7 protein-coding genes and 1 pseudogene are annotated in these 21,517 nt (G+C 67.6%); 2 read left to right on the forward strand and 6 right to left on the reverse strand.

The window, feature by feature from the left end; translation table 11 throughout:
- Positions 1–134: 134 nt before the first annotated feature.
- From ACQGNJ_RS17785 to ACQGNJ_RS17795, 3 genes are all read right to left on the reverse strand, one after another.
- Complete coding sequence (locus ACQGNJ_RS17785) at positions 135–5,135, reverse strand: alpha-2-macroglobulin family protein (protein WP_426690577.1); 5,001 nt, start codon at positions 5,133–5,135, stop codon at positions 135–137.
- Between the two features lie 103 nt (positions 5,136–5,238).
- On the reverse strand, positions 5,239–6,057 hold the full coding sequence (locus ACQGNJ_RS17790; protein WP_426690578.1) for an alpha/beta hydrolase: 819 nt from the start codon (positions 6,055–6,057) through the stop codon (positions 5,239–5,241).
- A 134-nt stretch (positions 6,058–6,191) separates the two neighbouring features.
- Positions 6,192–8,216 carry a S1 family peptidase gene (locus ACQGNJ_RS17795; RefSeq protein WP_426690579.1) on the reverse strand — a complete coding sequence of 675 codons (2,025 nt, stop codon included), beginning with the start codon at positions 8,214–8,216 and terminating at the stop codon, positions 6,192–6,194.
- A gap of 226 nt (positions 8,217–8,442) precedes the next feature.
- Between ACQGNJ_RS17795 and ACQGNJ_RS17800 the strand changes: the two are divergent.
- Positions 8,443–13,023: pseudogene (locus tag ACQGNJ_RS17800) on the forward strand (DEAD/DEAH box helicase); the annotation flags it as partial.
- A 311-nt stretch (positions 13,024–13,334) separates the two neighbouring features.
- Here the strand turns inward: ACQGNJ_RS17800 and ACQGNJ_RS17805 are convergent.
- From ACQGNJ_RS17805 to ACQGNJ_RS17815, 3 genes are all read right to left on the reverse strand, one after another.
- Positions 13,335–15,656 carry a beta-N-acetylhexosaminidase gene (locus tag ACQGNJ_RS17805; protein WP_426690580.1) on the reverse strand — a complete coding sequence of 774 codons (2,322 nt, stop codon included), beginning with the start codon at positions 15,654–15,656 and terminating at the stop codon, positions 13,335–13,337.
- Positions 15,657–15,792: 136 nt separating this feature from the next.
- Positions 15,793–18,549: a TonB-dependent receptor gene (locus tag ACQGNJ_RS17810; protein WP_426690581.1), complete on the reverse strand. Its 2,757-nt coding sequence runs from the start codon at positions 18,547–18,549 to the stop codon at positions 15,793–15,795.
- 110 nt (positions 18,550–18,659) lie between these two features.
- Entirely contained in the window at positions 18,660–19,757 is a 1,098-nt protein-coding gene (locus ACQGNJ_RS17815) for a glucokinase (RefSeq protein WP_426690582.1), read from the reverse strand.
- Between the two features lie 388 nt (positions 19,758–20,145).
- Between ACQGNJ_RS17815 and ACQGNJ_RS17820 the strand changes: the two genes are divergently transcribed.
- Positions 20,146–21,444, forward strand: a complete 1,299-nt coding sequence (locus ACQGNJ_RS17820) for a sugar MFS transporter (RefSeq protein WP_426690583.1) — start codon at positions 20,146–20,148, stop codon at positions 21,442–21,444.
- Positions 21,445–21,517 lie beyond the last annotated feature (73 nt).

Below are 21,517 nucleotides of genomic sequence, written 5' to 3' on the forward strand. Positions count from 1 at the left end.
GATGCGCCTTGCTCCCTCCCCTGCAACGCAGGGGAGGGTTGGGGTGGGGTCGCTCTTCGGCACGCCGAAGCGAAAGTCAAAAGCTTTACCCCCTCCCAACCTCCCCCTGCAAGCAGGGGGAGGAGCAAGAGCGGCTACGGCTCGACCACGGTGATCTTCGCCGGTGCAACCTTGCCGATGCCGCGCACGGCCGGGCGATACATGTCCTCGACCAGCGGTGGCGGCACGACATAGCTGCCCGGCGTCACCGCATGCACCAGGTAGAACACGCGCGCCTTGTCGCCGCGGCGCAGGTTCAGCGCGGCGGCGTAGCGGTCGTCGCGGTATTCCTCGTGCCGGATGTCGGCCGCCGCGGCGTGCTGGTCCAGATCGATGCCGTCGATCACCACGCCCGACCACGCCTGCGCGCCGCCGAGGTTGAGGTTCTCCACTTCAAGCCCGCCGGGCAGCAGGTCGGTGACCAGCGCATCGGGGATGTCCATGCGCGCCTCGATGTCGAGCTCGACGATCAGGGTGTTGCCCTCCTTCAGCGTGTCGCCGCGCCATGGCTTGCCGTCGGTGGTGAAGTAACTGCGGCGCACGTCGATCTGGCTGTCGTCCGCGGCCGGCGCCTTCTGCGGAATGCCGGCCACATCGAGCGTGGCGAAGATCGCCGCGTCGCTGGTTGGCTGCACGGTGACGCCGGCGTCGAGTTCGGCCACGCTCAGCTCGCGGCTCCACACGCGCTGCGCGGGCGCCTGCTCGACCTTGCCACCGACGTTGAGCGACACCGCCAGCGGCGCCTGGCTTTTCGCATCGAACGCGCGTGCCACGCGGGCGATCGCCGCCTGCTCCTGGGTGCTCAGGTACGACCACGACCAGCGGTAGTCCTTGTCCTGCTGCTGGCGCACTCGCACGTTGGCGGTGGCGTTGCGCGCCCAGTCGACCAGCTTGGCGTCGTAGGCGGGCTTGCTCATGCCGTAGTGGTGGGTGAGTGCGACCATCAGCGCCAGATCACGCAGGTCCGAGCCGTAGTCGCCGACGTACCAAGGGCGCTCCTTGCTCCACGCGAACGCCTCGTCGACAGCCTTCTGCGCACGCTCGTTGTCGCCCATCAGCTTCAACGCTATGCCCAGGTGCACCAGCGGCAACGGCGCCACCAGCTTCTGCCGCTCGTTGTCGAAGATCGCGCGCAGCGTGCCCAGCGGTGCACGGTTGACGCGTGCCAGCACGAAGCCGGAGTAAGCCTCGTCGGCCAGCCGCAGGTGGTCGTGTTGCTCGTAGTCGTAGTAGGGATGGCCGCCGGCGAGCAGGTCATCGTTGAGCCGCTGCAACGATTTCTGCAGCACGTCCTGCGGCACGGCGAAGCCGGCGTCGCGCGCGTCCAGCATGAAGTCGACCACGTACGGCGTGGTGAAGGTGACGATCGGGCTGCTGCCGCCCCAGAAGCTGAAGTGGCCGTTGCTGGCCTGGAACGAGGCGATCCGCGACAGCGCACCCTCGACGGCCGACTTGCGTACCTCGTCGCTCATCACCGGCGCACCCAGTGCCGCGGCCGTCTGGCCGTCCAGGATCAGCGCGGCGTAGCCCTTGCTGGTGGTCTGTTCGATGCAGCCATACGGATAGCGCAGGATGTCGCGCAGCGCCGCGGCGTACGGCAGTGGCGGCAAGGTGCTCAAGGTGATGCGCGCACGCACGGTGGCCGGCAGCAGGCCGGTCAGCGCCGTTGCGCCAAGGCGCTCGCTGCTGCCCGCTTCCAGCGCCATCGGCGTGGTGCTCACCGTTTCCGGCCAGGCCGGACGCACGGCGAACTCGAAGTGGCGATCGACCTGGTAGTCGTTGAGTTCGGCGTGGATATCCACCGTGGCCACCGCGGCACCGGCCTGCGCGGTGACTGGCAGGTGCAGCGTGGTGCCGGCACCGTCCTTCAGCGCCACGCTCTGGCTCGCCTTGTCGATGCTGATCGGGCCGCCGCCCTTGACGCTGACTCTGGCCGTGCCGTCCTTGCCGGAGAGGTTCTTCAGGTCCAGGCTGATCATCGCCTTGTCACCGGCCGCCATCACCCGCGGCGTGCTCGGCTCGACCACCAGCGGCGCACGCACGGTGACGTTGCCGTCGGCATTGCCGTAGCGGCTGTCGCTGTACGCCAGCGCGGCCAGCCGCAGGCTGCCGTTGAAGTCGGGTACGTCGACATGCAGCGTGGCCTTGCCCTGCCCATCGAACGCGACCGGGCCGCTGAACAGGTCGACGATCTGCACCTTCGGGTTGAGCCGGGTCGCCTTGGGCAAGGCGGCCGCACTCATGTCGCCGCCGTAGCGCAACTTGGCCTGCTCGCCATCCATCGCCTCGATGAGGCGGCTGTACAAGTCGTAGGCATCGACGCCGAGCGCGCGCTTGGCGAACATCCAGGCCCACGCGTCGGGCACCGGATAGTCGGTGATGTTGAGCACACCCTGGTCGACCGCCGACAGCGTGACATAGGCCTTCTGCCCGGCCAGCCCGGTCGCCTCCACACTGACACTGAGCGGATTGCCCGGACGCATCAGCGCGGGTGCGTCGAGCTTGAGCGGGATGCGCCGGTCGCTGCGATCCATCGCCACGTACTCGACGCCCATCGCGCGCGCCGGCGTGGTGTGCTCGGCCGCTTCGCCACCGCGGAACACCAGCGCCGACACGTAGACGTCGTGGCGTTCCCAGTCCTTCGTCACCGGAATCTCGAAGCTGCTGCCGGCCCTGGCATCGATATTCTTCGTGTAGAGCAGATGGTCCGATTCCACCAGCAGCACGCCGGGGCCGTCGTGCGGCGGCGTTACCGTGACCTTCATGGTGTCGCCGGCACGGTAGCGCGCCTTGTCCAGCTGCAGCTTGACCTTGTCCGGGCGCGCCTCCTTGCCGAGGTTCTCGTCGTCCCAGCTGTAGCCGGCGAAGAACGGAAACACCGTGGTGAGTTTCGTGGCCGGGTCGTACACCTCGACGCGATAGCTGCCCCATTGCACCGGGAACTCCACGTGCGCCGACTTGCCGGCGGCGACATCGACGTCCTGCTCGTCGATCAGTTGCAGACGCTGGTTGGCGTTGGACTGCCAGCCGCCGTTCTGTTCATACAACCAGTAGAAGTCGCGCAGTTCGCGCTGCAGGCGCACCTTCAGGTGCGCGCCGGCTACCAGCTCGCCGTTCGCATTCGCGCGCACGATCTCGAAGCCGACCGGGCTTTCGCTCTCGGCGCCCTGCTTCGGATCGAACAAGGGACGCACGCCGACCAGCGTGTCGGCCGGCCAGTAAGTGCGCTTGAGCAGCCGCGTCACCGCGCGCCCGCCACTTTCGTAGACGCTGCCGGACAAGGTCACCGCCAGCGGCGCGACCGGCTTCACGTCATCGGGCAGCGGCACCTCCTGCTCCAGCACGCCTTGCGCATCGAGCTTGGCATCGACCACGTCATCGGCGCTCTTCGGCAGCTCGACCAGCGGGTTGCCGAAGAAGGTGTCCTTCATCGTGGCCAGCGGATGCACGTCCGGCGCCACCAGCAGTTTCGCGGTGAAGCGGTTGCCGTCGGCAGGCGCGCCATACAGGTAGCTGGAAGCGACCTTCAGCTGCAACGGTTCATTCGGCGCCAGCTGCCTCTGCGCACTGGACAGCTCGACCTTCAGCCGCTCGGGCAGGAATTCCTCGACATGGAACGGGAACGCCTGCACGGTCTCCTTGCTGGCGGGATCGAGGCGGAATTCCAGCTGCCACAGGCCGGTCGGCGCGTCGGCCGGAATTGCCTGGCTCAGCTCGAAGTAGTTCAGTTGCTGCGGTTCCAGCCGGGTCTCCACCAGGGTGCGGCCATCAGGCTGCTTCACCCGCACGAACAGCGACTGCGGCTTCATCGGCTTGCCGTCGTAGTCGCGCAACAACGCCGAGGCGCGCAGGGTTTCGCCCGGCCGGTACAGGTCGCGGCCGGACCATGCATACACCTCGAACGGCGCCTGCCGGCGACCGCTGATGTCGAAGTTCGACACATCCAGCGCCGGCCGGTTGAACGGCAGCACCGAGACATCCTTGCCGTGCCGCGCCACCAGCACGTCGGACGGCTTGACCTTGTACGCGATCAGCGCGTTGCCGTCGGCGTCGGTGCTGGCCTTGAGTTTGCCGTGACCATCCGCATCGCGCACCTCGATGTCGACCGCGTTGACCGGCGTGCCGTCGCGCAGCGAGGCGACGTGCAGCAGCACGTTGTCGCGGTAGACGCGCAGGTGCAGGCCGAGATCGCTGACGAAGAAGGTGGCGGTGTCGTAGCCGTCCTTGAAGGTGCCGCCGGCCTTGACCACGGCCATGTACACACCCGGCTGCGCCAGCTCCTTGATGTTCTGCACCGGCAGGTAGGTCACCGTGCGCTCGTTCGCTTCGCCACCGAGGCTGTAATGGTTGGCGTAGACCGAGTCGGCGATGTCGGTGATCGGCAGGCGGCTGCGCTGATCGTCACCCTTGCCACACTTGTTGTAGTAGCTGACCTCGTGGTCGAGCTCGTAGCTGTCGCGATGTCCGTTGCGCGGGTAGGCGCAGAACAGGTCGGACAGGGCATCGTCATGCACGCGGAAGAACTCCACGTCGGCATCGTGCACGTTCATCGACACCAGCGGCAGGCCGCGCGTGCCGCGCGCCGGCAGCACGCTGCCGTGCGAGGCGAAGCCGACCGCCGCCGGCAGGTTGCCGGAATACACCTCGTGCTTCACCTCGTGGCCGAGGGTGCGGCCATCGGCGGCGAGCAGGCCGGACTTCAGCTGCACCACGTAGCGCGTGTTGGCCTGCACGAACGGAAAGCCCAGCGTCTTGCCGTCGTCGTCCAGGCTCCAGCTGCCGCTGATCGCTTCGCCGTTGGGGCCGGTTACCGCGATCAGCGTGTCGAACGCCTGCGCCGAGGCCAGCGCGGCGTTGAAGCGCAGGGTGATCGCGGTGCGCGAGTCGGCGGTGCGGGAACTGGCCGAGACCAGCGCGAAGCCGGCCCTGGCGTGCTCGCCCGCCGGCGCGCTGGATGCCTTGGCGGGCGCTCCCTGCAATGGCGGCTTGCCGTCATCGTGGCCGCGATGGCAGGCAGCCAGCAGGCCGAGCGAGAGGCAGGCAAAAGCGCGCCAGGCAAGCTGGCGCGAACGATGCTGGCTGGATCGAGGTGACATGCAACCTTCTCCCTGTAGGTTTGCGCAGGAGTATCGCCGCCATTCATGGCGATGCGGAGGCAGGCTGCGGGCCGGCCGACTATTTTCGTGCGCAGGATGCCGGTCAGCGGGCCGGGGCGAGATCCTGCCGGCCCAGCCAGTCGCCCAGTTGCATCAGCACCTGGCTGCGACCGGGCTCGGCCTCGTTGAACAATTCGTGGTACAGCGTGGAAAAGTAGCGTGTGGTCAGCTGGCCACCTTTGGCGGCCTTGCGGGCGAACGCGCGACTGCCGGACGGATCGACCAGCGCGTCGCTGTCGGCGACCAGCAGCAGGGTCGGCACCGCCAGGCTGGCCGCATCGCGGATGCACGCCGCACCGGCATGGAAGATGAAGTCGGCCAGCCGCGGGGTGATCCAGCCGTGGCGCAGGGGGTCGGCGCGGTAATCGGTGACCACGCCGGCCTCGTGCGAGAGCTTGCTCGCGTCCAGCCCGTTGCGCAGCGGCAGGTTGGGCGCGAGTCGGCTGAGCAGCCGCGCCAGCGCGATCATCCGCGGCGACTCCCAACTGCGCAGCGCCGGCGACGACAACACCAGTGCCGGCGGCGTGACCCGGCCATCCAGTACCGCGCGCGCGGCGACCAGGCCGCCCATGCTGTGACCGAGCAACAAGGGCGCGTGCGGCTGGCTGTCGGCGTAGTCGTGGTAGACCGTGGCCAGGTCCTCCAGCAGGTCGTCGGCATGCCGCAGCCTGCCGCGACGGCCCGGCGTCCGGCCGTGGCCGCGCTGGTCGTAACTGCGCACGGCATGGCCGCGCTGGTTGAACCATGCGGCGAGACGCTGGTAGCGCCCGCTGTGTTCGCCCAGCCCGTGCACGATCAGCACCGCGCCACGCGCCTGCGCCAGCGGCCAGTCGCGCAGAAACACGCGCTGGCCGTCGGCCATGCCCAACCATGGCTCTTGCGGTTCGATTTCGACGCGGTCTGGCGGCGTCGGTTGCGGGGATCGCTGCACTTGAAGCCTCTCTGCCATTTCAATGATCGCTTTTGATCACGGGAGCACGCGACGGGGAATGTCCATCAAGGCTCGCTGACCCGCAGGTCCCTGGTCAGCAGATCGAGCTTTTGCTTCATCTCGTCCTGCGAATGACTGCCCTCCACCCCGTAGAACGGGCTGTACAACACCGAGGCATGGCCGTCGTCGGCAGCAGCGGCGACCACGCCATTGATCTTCATCAGACCATCTTCCTGGCGTGCCACGGCGTTGTAGGGGTAGCGTCGCTGCGAAATTTTCTGCCACTGGCTGGTCAGGTCCTCGTCCAGGCCGACCGGCGGCGCCACGAAACGCTGCACCACCACATTGTTCTTGTCGTCGGACGCCGGCGTCTTCCACACCAGCACCGCGCCGACATCCCAGGCGGGCTTTTGCTTGTCCAGCAGGAAGCGGAAGCCGAGATACAGCAGGTTGTCCGGCTTGATGACCTGCAGCTCGGGCGTGTACGAGAAGGCCACCCGCTGCGAGGCATAGCTGAAGCGGTGGTCGTAGTCGAAGTCGAGGTGGATGTTCTTGAATGCCGCCGGCAACAGCGCAGGTCTGGCGACGAATTGCTTCCACTGGGCCAGGGTGCCCTCGTAGCTGGTGTAGACGAAATTGCTCAACTCATCCATGTCGAGTCTGGCGTCGTATTTGCCGGATGCCGGCACGAAGCGGGTCAGCATCACGGTACCGTCGGGCACCGGCAGGGAATAGATCATCATCAGCGCGTTGGCATACGGCATCGGCCAGATCTCGACATGCCACGGCCGCTGCCAGCGGTCCATGTGCTCGGTCTGGAAGCTGGGCTTCCCGAACGAGGTGATCTTGACGTTCTCGCTGCCCACCGTGCGCTGGAACATGCCGGTCTTGGCCATCAGGTCCATGCGCAGCTTCGCGTCGCCATAGAAGCTGGCAACGTCCACGCCATCGGGACGGCGCAGGTGCGCCAGGCCGTTGCGGCCCACGCCGCCCACATCCAGATAGCCGTTGCCATCCAGCGGCAGATGTCGCGACCGGTTGCCATTGAGCGCCCACTCGCCGGTGCTTCCGCGCATGATCAGTTGGGGAAAGCCGGTCAACTGCGTCTGCTGGTACAGCAACTTGGCGGAGCCCTGGCCCTGGGGGAACAGGTTGGGCGATTCCCTGGCCAGCAGTGCCTTGATCTGCTCGTCGCTGAAGGCGTTGAGGTGCTTCTGATATTCGCGATAGAACGCGGCAAGGCTCAGCGGCAACGCGAACTGCGCCTTGAACGTGCCGTTCTGGCGGGCGTCGAACAGATCGAGCTGGTAGGCGCCGCGGGAATCCATGCTGGCCTTGCGGTCGGGCGCGTCGAGTATTTCGTGGATCGGCAGCGCGTAGTTCAGATTCTCGTTGGCCGACTTCATCAGCACGATGCCGATCAGCTTGCCGTTGGTGTCGAGCAGCGGGCCACCACTGTTGCCGGGCGAGGCTGCTGCCGAGAAGCGCATCCACTTCCAGCGACCATCCTGCTCCTCCGGGGTGTCCGAGGTGTAGAGGCCGTCGCGGATCACCACGCCGGTGCCGAGTGCGTTGCCGACGGCATACACCACCTCGTTCAACGCCGGCTTCGGATTGACCTCCAGAGCGGCCGCCGAAGCCGGCTGTTCGGCCAGCGTGAACACCACGAAGTCCTGCTGCAACGAAAACTTCTCGACCTTGTCGATCGCGTAGACATGGCCGCTGGCATCACGCAGGGCGGGCTCGCCCCACAGGCTGTCGATGCCGATCTGCAGCACGTGCGCCGCGGTCACGTAGCGGTGGTTGCCCAGCGCGAAGGCGGTGCCGATCGAGTAGTACTTGTCGTTGCGCTCCTGGAACGGCAGCAATTCCAGCGGCAGCGGCTTTTCGTAGCTGAGCGGATCCTTGACCGGCTTGGCCGCCACCACTTCGAAGGTGGCCGCCTGGATCTTCGGCAGCACGGCCGGATCAAGGCTGGCGGCATGGCTGGCGGTCGCGGCACACAGGCTGACCAGGACGAGGAGCGCGAGCCGGCCGCAAGCCGTGCGCATGAAGCCGGGCTTGCGCCGCGGCATATCCATTACGTGCATGAGTGTCCTTCGCATGAACGCCGCCACCGGATTCCCCCCTCGGGCCCCTGGGCTGTGACGACCGAAACTGAATACTGCCATGCCAGGTCCGCTGCTGCACCGGCGCCGGCATGGCCGCCAGCGGCCGAAGTCATGGCGGCGGGACTTCCGCTGCAGTGGTGCCAGCCGATCACGACCCCATATATGCTCGGTGAGTATCTCCCGACCGCCGCGCGGATCCCTGCCGATGCGCCTCGCCCCCTGCCCCCTCGACGATTTCCATCCGGCCGTCGCCGCGTGGTTTCGCCGCAGCTTTCCCGCACCCACCGCGGCGCAGGCGGCCGCGTGGCCGTCGATCCGCGCCGGCAACCACACCCTGGTCGCCGCACCGACCGGTTCGGGCAAGACGCTGACCGCGTTCCTCGCCGCGATCGACGCGCTGGTGTGCGAGGGCGTCGCCCATGGCGGCGTGCTGGCCGACGCCACCACGGTGGTCTACGTGTCGCCGCTGAAGGCGCTGTCGAACGACATCCACCTCAATCTCGAAGCGCCGCTGGAAGGCATCCGCGCCGAGCTGGAAAGGCTCGGCCTGCCCGACGTGGCGATCCGCACGGCGGTGCGCACCGGCGACACGCCGCAGGCCGAACGCAACCTGCTGCGCAAGCAGCCGCCGCACATCCTGGTGACCACGCCCGAATCACTGTACGTGCTGCTCGGCTCCGCCTCCGGCCGCGCGATGCTGGCCGATACGCGCACGGTGATCGTCGACGAGATCCACGCCATCGCCGGCAGCAAGCGCGGCTCGCATCTGGCGCTGTCGCTGGAGCGGCTGCAGTCGCTGTGCCAGCGGCGGTTGCTGCGGATCGGGCTGTCGGCGACGCAGAAGCCCATCGAGATGGTCGCCGAGTTTCTGGTTGGCGCTGGGGAAAACGCCTCGCTCACCGCTCTTGCTCCTTCCCCTGCTCGCAGGGGACAAATCGGCAGGACTGCCGATTTGCACGGCGCAAGCCGCCCGAAGGGCGAGGGCCATGGATGGCCCGAGTGCAGGTTGGGAGGGGGTAAAGCTTTTGATCTTGATGAAGCGAAGAGCACCCCACCCCAGCCCTCCCCTGCGACCGAAGGAAGTCCCTTGTGGGCAAGCAGGGGAGGGAGCAAGGCGACCATCATCGACGTGGGCCACACCCGAGTGCGCGACCTCGCCATCGAGGTGCCGCCGGTGCCGCTGGAAGCGGTGATGTCGAACGACAGCTGGGAACTCGTCTACAACCGCCTCGCCCAACTGGTGCAGGCGCACCGCACCACCCTGGTGTTCGTCAACACGCGGCGGATGGCCGAGCGTGCCGCGCGGCATCTGTCCGAACGGCTGGGCAAGGAGGTGGTGGCGGCGCATCACGGCAGCCTGGCCAAGGAGCAGCGGCTGGATGCCGAGCAGCGGCTCAAGCGCGGCGAGCTGTCGGTGCTGGTGGCCACCGCGTCGCTGGAGCTGGGCATCGACATCGGCGAAGTCGACCTGGTCTGCCAGCTCGGCTCGCCGCGCTCGATCGCCGCGTTCCTGCAGCGCGCCGGCCGCTCCGGCCACAGCATCGACGGCACGCCGAAGGCGCGGCTGTTCCCGGCGACCCGCGACGACCTGATCGAATGCACCGCCCTGCTCGACTGCGTGCGCCGCGGCGAGCTGGACGCGCTGATCATGCCGCCGCAGCCACTCGACGTGCTGGCGCAACAGATCGTGGCCGAAGTCGCCTGCGCCGAATGGGACGAAGATGCGCTGTACGCGCTGGTGCGCCGCGCGTACCCGTACCGCGATCTGACCCGAGCTGATTTCGACGCGGTGGTGCGCATGCTGGCCGAGGGCTTCACCACCCGCCAGGGCCCGCGCGCGGCGTATATCCATCGCGACGCGGTGAACCACCAGCTGCGGCCGCGGCGCAGCGCGCGGCTCACCGCACTCACCAGTGGCGGCACCATCCCCGACACCGCCGACTACAAGGTGGTGCTGGAGCCGCAGGCGATCATCGTGGGCACGGTGAACGAGGATTTCGCGGTCGAGAGCATGGCCGGCGACATCTTCCAGCTCGGCAACACCAGCTACCGCATCCAGCGCGTCGAGCGCGACCGCCTGCGGGTGGAGGATGCGCGCGGCGCGCCGCCGAGTATCCCGTTCTGGCTGGGCGAGGCGCCGGGGCGCAGCAACGAGCTGTCGCTCGGCGTGTCGCGCCTGCGCGAGGAGATTGCCGCGCAGCTCGATGCCGGCGGCGTGCCGGCCGCCGTGGCGTGGCTGCACGACGAGCTGGGCCTGGGCGACGCCGCCGCGCAGCAGCTGGCCGATTACCTGGCCCGCGCCAAGGCCGCGCTGGGCGTACTGCCGAGCCAGCACACGCTGGTGCTGGAACGCTTCTTCGACGAATCCGGCGGCACCCAGCTGGTGATCCACACGCCGTGGGGCAGCCGGATCAACCGCGCCTGGGGGCTGGCGCTGCGCAAGCGCTTCTGCCGCCAGTTCAACTTCGAATTGCAGGCGGCGGCGACCGAGGACGCGATCGTGCTGTCGCTGTCGACCAGCCACAGCTTTCCACTGGAGGAAGTCGCGCACTACCTGCACTCGAATACCGCCGAGCATGTGCTGATTCAGGCGCTGCTCGATGCGCCGCTGTTCCCCGCACGCTGGCGCTGGAATGCGGTGACCGCGCTGGCGCTGCCGCGCTTCACCGGCGGCAAGAAGACGCCGCCACCATTGCAGCGGATGAAGAGCGAGGACCTGCTCGCCGCGGTGTTCCCCGACCAGGTCGCCTGCCTGGAAAACATCGTGGGCGAGCGCGAGGTGCCGGATCACCCGCTGGTCCGGCAGACCATGCACGACTGCCTGCGCGAGGCGATGGACGTGGACGGCCTGCTGGCGATCCTGCGTTCGATCGAGAGCGGCGCCATCGCCATCGTGGCGCGCGACCTCACCGGCCCCAGCCCGCTCGCCGCCGAGGTGCTGAATGCCGCTCCGTATGCCTTCCTCGACGACGCGCCGCTGGAGGAGCGCCGCACCCAGGCCGTGCAGAGCCGCCGCTGGAACGGCGCCGACAGCGCCGACGATCTGGGCCGGCTCGACCCCGAGGCGATCGCCGCGGTGCGCGAGGAGGCGTGGCCGCAGGTGCGCGACGCCGACGAGATGCACGAGGCGCTGACCTTGCTTGGTTTCGTCAGCGCCGCGGAAGCCGACGCCAACATGGGCTGGCCGGAACGTTTGCAGGCACTGGCCCAGGCAAGGCGCGCGACACGCCTTTCTGTAGGAGCGCACCCTGTGCGCGATTGCTCCTCTTCATCCGGCGAAGAAGCATCGCGCACAGGGTGCGCTCCTACAACGGTGTGGACGTCCGCGGAGAACCTGCCGCTGTGGCAGGCGCTGCATCCCACCGCCCCCATGCAACCGCCGATCGCCGCGCCCGCCGAATACGCTGCACAGGTATGGACGCGCGAGGACGCCTTGCTGGAACTGGTGCGCCACCGCCTCGGCGGACTCGGTCCGGTCACGGTGGCGGCGCTGGCGCCGGCGCTGGCGGTGGATGCGGCGCAGATCGACCACGCACTGCTGCGGCTGCAGTCCGAAGGCTATGTGATGCAGGGCCGCTTCACCGCCGATGCCGGCGACATCGAATGGTGCGAGCGGCATCTGCTGGCGCGCATCCACCGCTACACCATCGGCCGCCTGCGCCGCGAGATCGAACCGGTCAGCCGGCGTGCGCTGATGCGCTACCTGTGCGACTGGCAGCATGTGTCGACGGCCACGAAGCTCAGCGGGCCGGACGCACTGGTGGCCACACTGGCGCAGCTGGAAGGCTACGAGGCCGCGGCCGGCGCGTGGGAGACCGAACTGCTGCCCGCGCGCATCGACGACTATTCGATCCACTGGCTGGACGAATTGTGTCGTGCCGGACGGATCGGCTGGGCGCGCCTGCGCACCGGCAGCGGTGGCGGCGGTGGCCCGGTGCGCAGCACGCCGATCGTGCTGCTGCCGCGACGCGAGATGGCCGTCTGGACGTCCGCAGCTGCCAGTGACGATCCGCAGGAGATCCTGCTGTCATCGCGCGCACAGGCCGTCGCCGATGCACTGCGCGAACACGGCGCCCTGTTCTTCGACGAGCTGCTGGATATCGCCCACCTGCTGCGCACCGAACTGGAGGATGCGCTGGGCGAACTGGTCGCCGCCGGCCGGGTCAGCGCCGACAGTTTCGCCGGCCTGCGGGCGCTGTTGCTGCCCGCGGCGAAGCGCGACAGTGGACGGCACCGGCGGGCGCGCCGGCACTCGTTCGCCCGCATCGAGGACGCGGGGCGCTGGGCGCTGGCGCGCGGCGCGGCAACGGGCAACGGCAAGCCCGAACCCGAGGCGATCGAACACATCGCCCGCAGCCTGCTGCGTCGCTACGGCGTGGTGTTCTGGAAGCTGCTCGAACGCGAGGCGCCGTGGCTGCCGTCATGGCGCGAGCTGCTGCGCGTGTACCACCGGCTGGAGGCGCGCGGCGAAATCCGCGGCGGCCGCTTCGTCGAAGGCCTGGTCGGCGAGCAGTTCGCCCTGCCCGAGGCGATCGCCCCGCTGCGCGCGATCCGTCAGCGCGCGGATGATGGCGAACTGGTCTGCCTCAGCGGCAGCGATCCGTTGAACCTGGTCGGCACCGTGCTGGTCGGCGACAAGGTCCCGGCGCTGGCCGGTTCGCGCGTGCTGTACCGCGACGGCATGCCGATCGCCGCCCTGGTCGGCGGCAGGATGGTCGCGCTGATCGAATTGCCGCCGGCAGAGCTGCAGGCGGCCCGCACGGCCTTGCTGCGCCATCCTTCCTCGCTGACCGAACCCTTGGGTCGGGGGGATCGCCAGGAAGACCAAGAGCGAACTCCTCCCCGGCCCTCCCCTGCTGCACAGGGCAGGGAGTAGAGCAGCACTGCTCCTCCCCCTGCGCGCAGGGGGAGGCTGGCGACCGAAGGGAGTCCTTCAGGTGAGGGGGTGGCGCGGGGTCGCGGGGAAGATCAAGAGCGAACCCCTCCCCGGCGACCGAAGGAAGTCCCTTGCGGGCAAACAGGGGAGGGAGTCCGGCGGCACCGCTTCTGCCGATGGCGCGGGCGGGGGAGCCGTGGAACCCGCGTGCCGTTCGGGACTCATGGCCGCAGCGCCGCGCTGCCGATGGCGTACAGCGGACCGTCGACCGGGGCGGCATAGATCAGGCACAGCGCGTGCTCGCCCTGCTGCGCGGGCAAGGTCGCGTCCAGGGTGAAGCGCCGAGCACTGTGAGCCGGATCGGGCAATGGCATGCTGGCCAGCACCGGTCCGCTGCAGCCATCCAGATGCACCACCAGTTCGCCGTATGGCGTGTTGTGCGGGCGCGCGACCACCAGCTTCCGTTCGTGCGCCAGCGCGTAGTTGCGTTCCAGCCGCACGGCCTCGACCCGGATCGCGGTCAGTCCGTCCAGCAACGTGGCCGGATACAGCTGGCAACTGTCGAACAGGTTGATGCTGTACACCGGCGTCAGCGAGTTCGCGTCGGGCATCGGCTGGAGGCGCAGGCGGAAGTCGCTGCCGGGACAGTTCGGCATTGCATTGCCATCGAGGCGGAGCAGGCTGGCGCGATCCAGCACGCGTTGACGCGGCGCGGCCAGCGCACCGCCGTCGGCGGCGAAGCTGGCGGCGCGCACGGTGACCGGCAGCGCCACGTTGAACGGCGCGTCGTAACGCGGCGAGGCGGGCGTGGGCGTGCTGCCGTCCACGGTGTAGTGGATGGCGCCCATGCCCACCTGGCTGGCCAGCGTCACCGTCGCCTTGCCCGTGGCCAGCGCCAGGTTGCGGTCGGTGCCGATGTCCACCGCGAAGGCGCTGTCGGCCACGTTGACCTGTTGTGCGCGGTAGCGCTCGAACTGCGTCGGCAAACGGGCGAGGAAGCCCGGCCAGTTGAGGCTGGCCGCCGGCGACCAGGCCACTTCGCTCAGCGCATCCAGCCGCGGGAACGCGGCGTGTTCGACGTGGGCGAAAGCGGGCATGTGCTCGGTCCAGAGGTTGGCCTGCACGCCGAGCACATGCGCGGCCTGGCTGGCGTTCAACACGCCTGGCACCACCTGGAAGGCATATACGTTCTGCAGCGATTCCACGCCGAGGCGGCCGGCGTATTCGTCGGCCAGGTCGCCCTGCACGTGGTCGAAGTAGAGGGCCGGCGACGGCGACAGCACCACGTCGTGACCGAGCATGGCAGCCTTGATCGCGCCGTCGGTGCCGCGCCAGGACATCACCGTGGCGTCGGCGGGCAGGTGGTCGCCTTCGAGGATCTCGTCCCAGCCGATCAGCTTGCGGCCGTGCCGGTCGAGGTACTGGCCGATGCGGTCGATGAACCAGCCCTGCAGGGTGTCCTCGCTGGCGATGCCCAGCGCATGCATCTTCGCCTGCACCGCGGGCGAGGCCTGCCACTGGTCCTTGATCGCCTCGTCGCCGCCAACGTGGATGTACGTCGAGGGAAACAGCGCCATCACTTCATCGAGCACGTGGTCGATGAACGCGAAGGTGGCATCGTCGACGTTGTACAGATATGGATTGACGCCCCAGTCGGTCGACACCGCCGGCCGCTGTCCGCTGACGCCAAGCTGCGGATACGCGGCCACCGCCGCCTGCGCGTGGCCGGGCATGTCGAGCTCCGGCACCACGGTGATGAAGCGTGCCGCCGCGTACGCGACCACCTCGCGGATCTGCGCCTGCGTGTAGAAGCCGCCGTACTTCCGCGGCTCGCCATCGTGACCGGCATCCGGCGGCGTGCGCCACGCGCCGATGCGGGTGAGTTCGGGGTAGCGCTTGATCTCGATGCGCCAGCCCTGGTCGTCGGTGAGATGCCAATGCAGCACGTTGAGCTTGTGCTGGGCCATCTGCTCGAGCAGGCGCTTCACCTCGGCCACGCTCTGGAAGTGGCGCGCCGAGTCGAGCATCAACCCGCGCCAGCCGAAGCGCGGCTGGTCGGCGATGTGCAACGCAGGTATCTGCACGGCGCCTTGCGCCGCATCGGGCGTGAGCAGCTGGTACAGCGTGGCGGCGCCGCGGAACAGGCCGGCATCGGTGCGCGCGCTGAGCACGATGCCCTGCGCCGTCACCGCCAGCGCATAGGCCTCGTCGCTGGCTGGCGAAAAGGCAGGATCGAGCCGCAGCACGATGGCCCCGGCACTGGCCGCGCGCCGCTGCACCGCCAGCTTCAGGCCGCGCGTGCGGGCGGTCAGTTCGGCCAGCCAGTGCGCGGTGCGCAGGCTGGCCGGCGTATCGTCGGCGACCACGATCGGGGTGGCCGCGCTGACGGAAAAGTGTCCCTCGGCCAGCTCGAGTTTCGCCGGCTGGGGGATCAACGGAAGCGGTGCCGTTGCGGCGAGCAAGGGTTCACCGAACAGGCAGATCGCCGCGAGCAGCACGCAGCGAAGAAGAACGGCCGGGCGGCGCGTGATCGGAAGGGTCATCGGCGGTCTCCGGGGTGTCCATGCAGGATGCCATGGGGAAGGAAGCAGAGCCTCAAAAAAACGGGCCCGGAAAGTATTACCCGGGCCCGTTCGGGGAGGTTGCGGCGCCATCCATGGCTCGCGTTGCTGGCGCGGATCAGAGCTTGAAGCGGAGGTTCAGATAATACTGGCGGCCATTCACGTAGAACGCGTACGGCTGTTTTCCGTAGGCATCGCCCTTGGTGTAGTACTTCAGCTTCGGGTTGTTGAGGTTCATCGCGTCCAGCGACAGTGACATCCAGTCGGTCAGCTTCACGCCCAGCGACGCCGACAGGTTGCCGATGCCCTGCTGGAAGAACGTATCGGTGCGGCTGACACCGGCGTAGAACTCCGAACGGTAGGTGTAGCTGACGCGGGCATTCAACAGATTGTTTTCGAAGTAGCCGGACACGTTGTAGGTGTTCTTCGAGGTGCCCTGCAGCGGCTTGTCGCCGGTGGCATGGCCGTCGGCGTAGGTGTAGTTGCCCTGCACGCCGAAGTGCTCGCCGATCGGCTGGATGTAGTTCAGCTCCACACCACGCACCTGGCCGTTGACATTGCGCGGCACGCTGATCAGGTAGTCGTTGAACACATCGTGGCCGGCAGCCTGGGAGGCCTGCATGTCCTTGAAGGTGCGTGTCTCGTTGCCGAAGTTGATGTAGTCCTTCAGGTTCATCGCATAGACGCCGGCGGAGAGCAGGCCGCGCTGCGCGAAATACCATTCCAGCGAGGCATCGAAGTTGCTGGAGATCAGCGGATTGAGCTTCGGGTTGCCGCCGCTGCCGGTGTGGGTGAGATCGTCGGCGGAGACGTAGCCGGCCAGCGCCGAATAGTCCGGTCGGGTCATCGTCTGCGAGGCCGCCAGACGCAGCAGCAGGTCATCGGTGATGCTGTAACGCAGGTTCGCGCTGGGCAGGAACTTGCTGTGCGTCTTCTTGTAGGTGTTCCAGTAGTAGGCGCCGAAGGCGGAGCCGGTGATCGGACCTTCGACGGTGTTCGCGTCGGCATCGGGCGCCGTGCTGCTGTAGCCGATGTTTTCCTTGGTCTGCACGTAGCGCACGCCGAAGTTGCCGGCGACCGCGCCGGTCTCGAAGTTCAGCTGCAGGTACGCGGCGCTGTCCTTCTCCTTCACCTTGTAGATGTCGTTGAAGTAGAAGCGGCCGACCGGATCGCGGTTGGCGAACTGCGCGTCGATCTGGGCCAGCTGGGCCGGGGTGTAGTACCAGATGTTGGTCGGGAAGCTGCCGCCGACCGAGCTGCCGAAATCACCGGGGTAGTTCTGGTGCGAGGTCGGATACAGCGCCGGGTTGGTCCAGTCGGTCGCCCAGTTCGGCCCCTGCGCGACTTCGAACGGATTCTCGCGGGTGTGGTTGGCGTACCGCACGCCGAATTCCAGCGACGAGAACGCGCCGTCATCGAAGGCGAATTCGCCGTCAAGCTGGCCCCACTTTTCCTTGTCGGTCACCTTGATGCCCTGGCCACCGAAGATCCAGCCCGAGCCGGGCAGGATGCCGGACGGCGAGGCGTTGTCGCCGCCCAGGCTCCAGTTGATCGGACTGCCGATGCCATTCATGCCCCAGCTGGCGCCGGCGCCGCCGGCGGTGCCCATTTCGATCACGTCCTGGGTCGGGCTGGTGCCGGTGCCGCGAGTGCTGCCCACCTGGCCCTTCAGGGTCAGGTGATCGGTGACCTGCCAGTTGGCGTCGAGGGTGAGGAACTTCGATTCGGAAGCCGCGCCCGGGCGCGAAATCTGGTCGTACACGCCGTAGGCGTTCGTGCCGCCGGTGATCGTGCCACTGGTGATCACGTTGTTGTTGACCGAGCCGGGATTCAGCACGCCACCGTTGGCGCCGCCCAGTGCACTGCTGGCCCACATCATGTAGTTGCGGTTGTAGTTGTCGGCCTTGAGCTTGGAATAGAAGCCGTTGAGGTCGAGCGTGAGGTTGTCGGTGGGCTTGAACTGCAGATCGACCACGCCGCCCTTGCGCTCGCGCGTCTGGGTGAACAGCACCGCGCCGATCTCGTTCGGGTAGTACAGGCCGGCCAGTTCCGGATGCGCCGCGACAGTATTGGGCGCGGAGGCGGCGGTGATCTGGTTGTAGCCGCCAACCACTTCCTGGCCGTTGCGCTGCAGGCTGCGCTTCTCGTAGAAACCCTGCACCAGCACACCGAAGGTATTGTCGCTGTTCTTCCAGTTGAACAGGCCGCTGAACTGCGGCTTGGTGTTGCCCGGCAGGTCGGCGTACACGCCGCCGATCGAAGCCTCGGCGGTGATGCTCTTGGCGAACTCCAGCGGCTTGCGCGAGATGATGTCGACCGAGCCGGCCGCGCCACCTTCGACGATCTTCGCTTCGGAGGTCTTGTGCACCACCACCTGGCTGACGATTTCCGCCGGCAGCAGGCTGTAGCTGACGCTGCGGCCCACGGTCTGCACCTGGCTCAGCACGAACCAGTCGCCGGTGCCCACACTGTGGCCATTGACCAGGGTCTGGGTCAGGCTGGGGTTGGTGCCGCGCAGGCTGACGCGGTCGTTCTCGTCGAAGCCGCCTTCGGCCGCGCTGGACGAGCTGATGTTGACGCCGGGCAGGCGCTGCAGCGTGTCGGCCACGTTCTTCGCCGGCAGCTTGCCGATATCCTCGGCGGTGACGATTTCCACGTGCGACGCCGCGGCCTTCTTGAGGTTCAGCGACTCCGCCTCACTGTCGCGGATGCCGACCACGGTGACGGTGCCCAGCTGGGTGGCGTCCTTCTGCTTCTGCCGGGTCGCGTTGGTGGTGCTGTCGGTCGATGACGTGGTGTCTTGCGCGAACGCCATGCCGGATACGCACAGACTGGTGATGATGCTGGCGGCTAGCAATGTCTTGCGGTAATTCATGATCTCCTCCCCTCAGAGGTTGGCTTGAATCAAGACCGGTTGATGACGGTCGCGGACGTTGGTTTGTGATGGCTTGGCGCCGTGTCGCCGGATGGCGGGCGGAATGTCGTTCAATCTCCCTTGTGCTCACCCAGAAACCAGCCGGCGGCGCCAATGACACCAAGCTGGCCGTGCTCGATCAGTCGAACCGGAACCTGTTGCAGCCAGGCGCGCATCACGCCCTTGTTGAAGTAGCGCTCGGCAAACGTGCTGGCCAGCAGGAACGGCTGGATCTGCGGCAGGATGCCGCCGGCCAGATACACCGCGCGGGCGCCGTACAGCAGCACCAGGTCGCCGACGAAGCTGCCCAGCAGTCCGCAGAAGACCTCCAGCGTTTCCACCGCGGCGGCATCGTTGCCGGCCAGCGCGGCGGCGGTGATCTCGGCCGGGGTGAGCTGGCGCTGCGGGCTGTCGCGCAATTCGCACAGCGCGCCGTAAAGCTTGAACAGGCCGGGACCGGACAAGGCGTCCTCGAAGGACACATGCGACTGCTGGCGCCGGAACAGGCGCAGGATCTCGATCTCGCGCTCGGTGCCCGGCGCCAGCGAGATCTGGCCCGCCTCGGTGGCCAGCACCTGTGCCCGCGGCAGGCCCGGCAGCAGTACCGCCGAACCCAGACCGGTACCCGGCCCCATCACCAGCACCGGACCGCGCGAGGCCGGTCGGCTGCTCTCGATGATCGGTCGGGTGTCGTCGACGCCGATGAACTGGGTGGCATAGGCCACCGCCTCGAAATCGTTGATCACCGCCAGTTCGCGAATGCCCAGCGCGTCGCGGATCTCGCCGATCGACACCGGCCATGGCAGGTTCTCGTTGACGATGGCATCGTCCAGCACGTAGCCGGCACAGGCCACCGCGCAATCGCGCAGCTGGTGGCTCACGCCGGCATGCGGTGAGTCGGCCAGCCGGGCGACGAAGTCCTTGAGCATGGCCGGCAGGCCGGACCAGTCGGCGCAGCTGTAGCGGTGGTAGTGCAATACCTGCACCGACTGCCCGCCGGCCGCCTCGACCACCAGGCCGATGCGCGCATGCGTGCCGCCGACATCGGCGGCCAGGAACGGCTGCGCCGCGGATGGACGAGGATTGCCCACGCCGCCCGCCGACGAGCCATCGACCAGCGAGCTGGTCGTTGCCGCAGATGCGTGGCGCTGGTTGGCGCGTTCCCCCACTGCCCTCTCCCATACCTGGCCCGTGTCTGGCCCGATTGAGGCGGAGTCTGTCGTCAAAATGACAACGTTGTCAACAGGACTTGTGGCAAATCGTCGAACGTCCGTTGTGGCGTCGCAACAAAGCTGCCGCGACATTCTTGAGGCATGCTCGAACTGATGGCATGCGAGCCTTTATCCAGTGGAATTTGTCCATCATCAGACGCAAGGCCCGGCATGACGCGGCGCCACACGGGCGCCGGATTCAGCCGTCCGGAAGTCCACGCCACCGGAGCGACTGGCGATTCTTCGCCGGGCAAGAATTGACAACGTTGCACTTTTCGGCAAATAAAGAGACATTCCGTCTGCCCGGTCGTCCGACCGGCGGGCGCGGCGACTTCGGGGGAAGCACATGGCCACAACGCAGACGGCGGCACCGACCCAAGGCAACTATTTCGGCCCGATGCTGATCATCGGTGTGCTGTTCTTCATCTTCGGCTTCGTCACCTGGCTCAATGGGCCGCTGACGATCTTCGTCAAGCTGGCCTTCAACCTCGACGACGTCAGCGCCTTCCTGATTCCGGTGGCGTTCTACCTGTCCTACTTCTGCCTGGCATTGCCCTCGTCGATGGTGTTGCGCCGCACCGGCATGAAGAAGGGCATGGGGCTCGGGTTGTTCGTGATGGCGATCGGTGCGGTGCTGTTCGGCGAGTTCATCAACATCCGCATCTATCACGGCGCGCTGGTCGGACTGTTCGTGATCGGTGCCGGCCTGTCGCTGCTGCAGACCGCCTCCAATCCCTACATCAGCATCCTCGGCCCGATCGACAGCGCGGCACAGCGGATCGCCTTCATGGGCATCTGCAACAAGGTCGCTGGCGCGCTGGCGCCGGTGGTGTTCGGCGCGCTGGTGCTGAGCGGCATCGACACGCTGGACCAGCAGGTGAAGGCCGCGCCCACCGCCGCGGCGCGCGACGCGCTGCTCAACAGTTTCGCCGCGCGCGTGTACTGGCCGTACATGGCGATGGCGGCACTGCTGGTGCTGCTGGCGATCTGGGTGGTGCGTTCGTCGCTGCCGGAGATCAAGCCGGCCGGCGCCAACGATGAACAGGCGATCGGCCATTCCGGCCGCAGCATCTTCAGCTTCCCGCACCTGTGGCTGGGCGTGCTCTGCCTTTTCCTGTACGTCGGCGTGGAGGTGATGGCCGGCGATGCGATCGGCATCTACGGCCAGGGCTTCGGCCTGCCGCTGGACGCGACCAAGCATTTCACCTCGTATACCATGCTCGGCATGCTGGCCGGTTATGTCGTCGGCCTGCTGGTGATCCCGCGCTTCATCTCGCAGCAGCGCTACCTGGCGGTGTCGGCCACGCTGGGCGTGCTGTTCGCCATCGGCGCGTATGTCACGCAGGGCTATCTGTCGGTGGGCTTCGTCGCCGCGCTGGGCTTCGCCAACGCGATGATGTGGCCGGCGATCTTCCCGCTGGCGATCAAGGGCCTGGGCCGGCACACCGAAGCGGCGTCCGCGCTGCTGATCATGGGCATCGTCGGCGGCGCACTGATTCCGCAGGTGTTCGTGCACCTGAAGCAGGCGATCGACTTCCAGCTGGCCTTCCTGTGCGTGATGGTGCCGTGCTACCTGTACATCCTCTATTACGGCATGGCCGGGCACCGGATCGGCCAGGCAGTCGCCGCTTCGGGACACGGCTGAACCGGCGAGCGGAGCCGGCGCACAGCCGCAAAATGCTAGGATGCGTACGCCGCCGCGCCTGGCTGCGGCGCCC

The sequence above is a fragment of the Rhodanobacter ginsengiterrae genome (assembly GCF_050026815.1).
GTDB classification, from domain to species: Bacteria; Pseudomonadota; Gammaproteobacteria; order Xanthomonadales; family Rhodanobacteraceae; genus Rhodanobacter; species Rhodanobacter ginsengiterrae.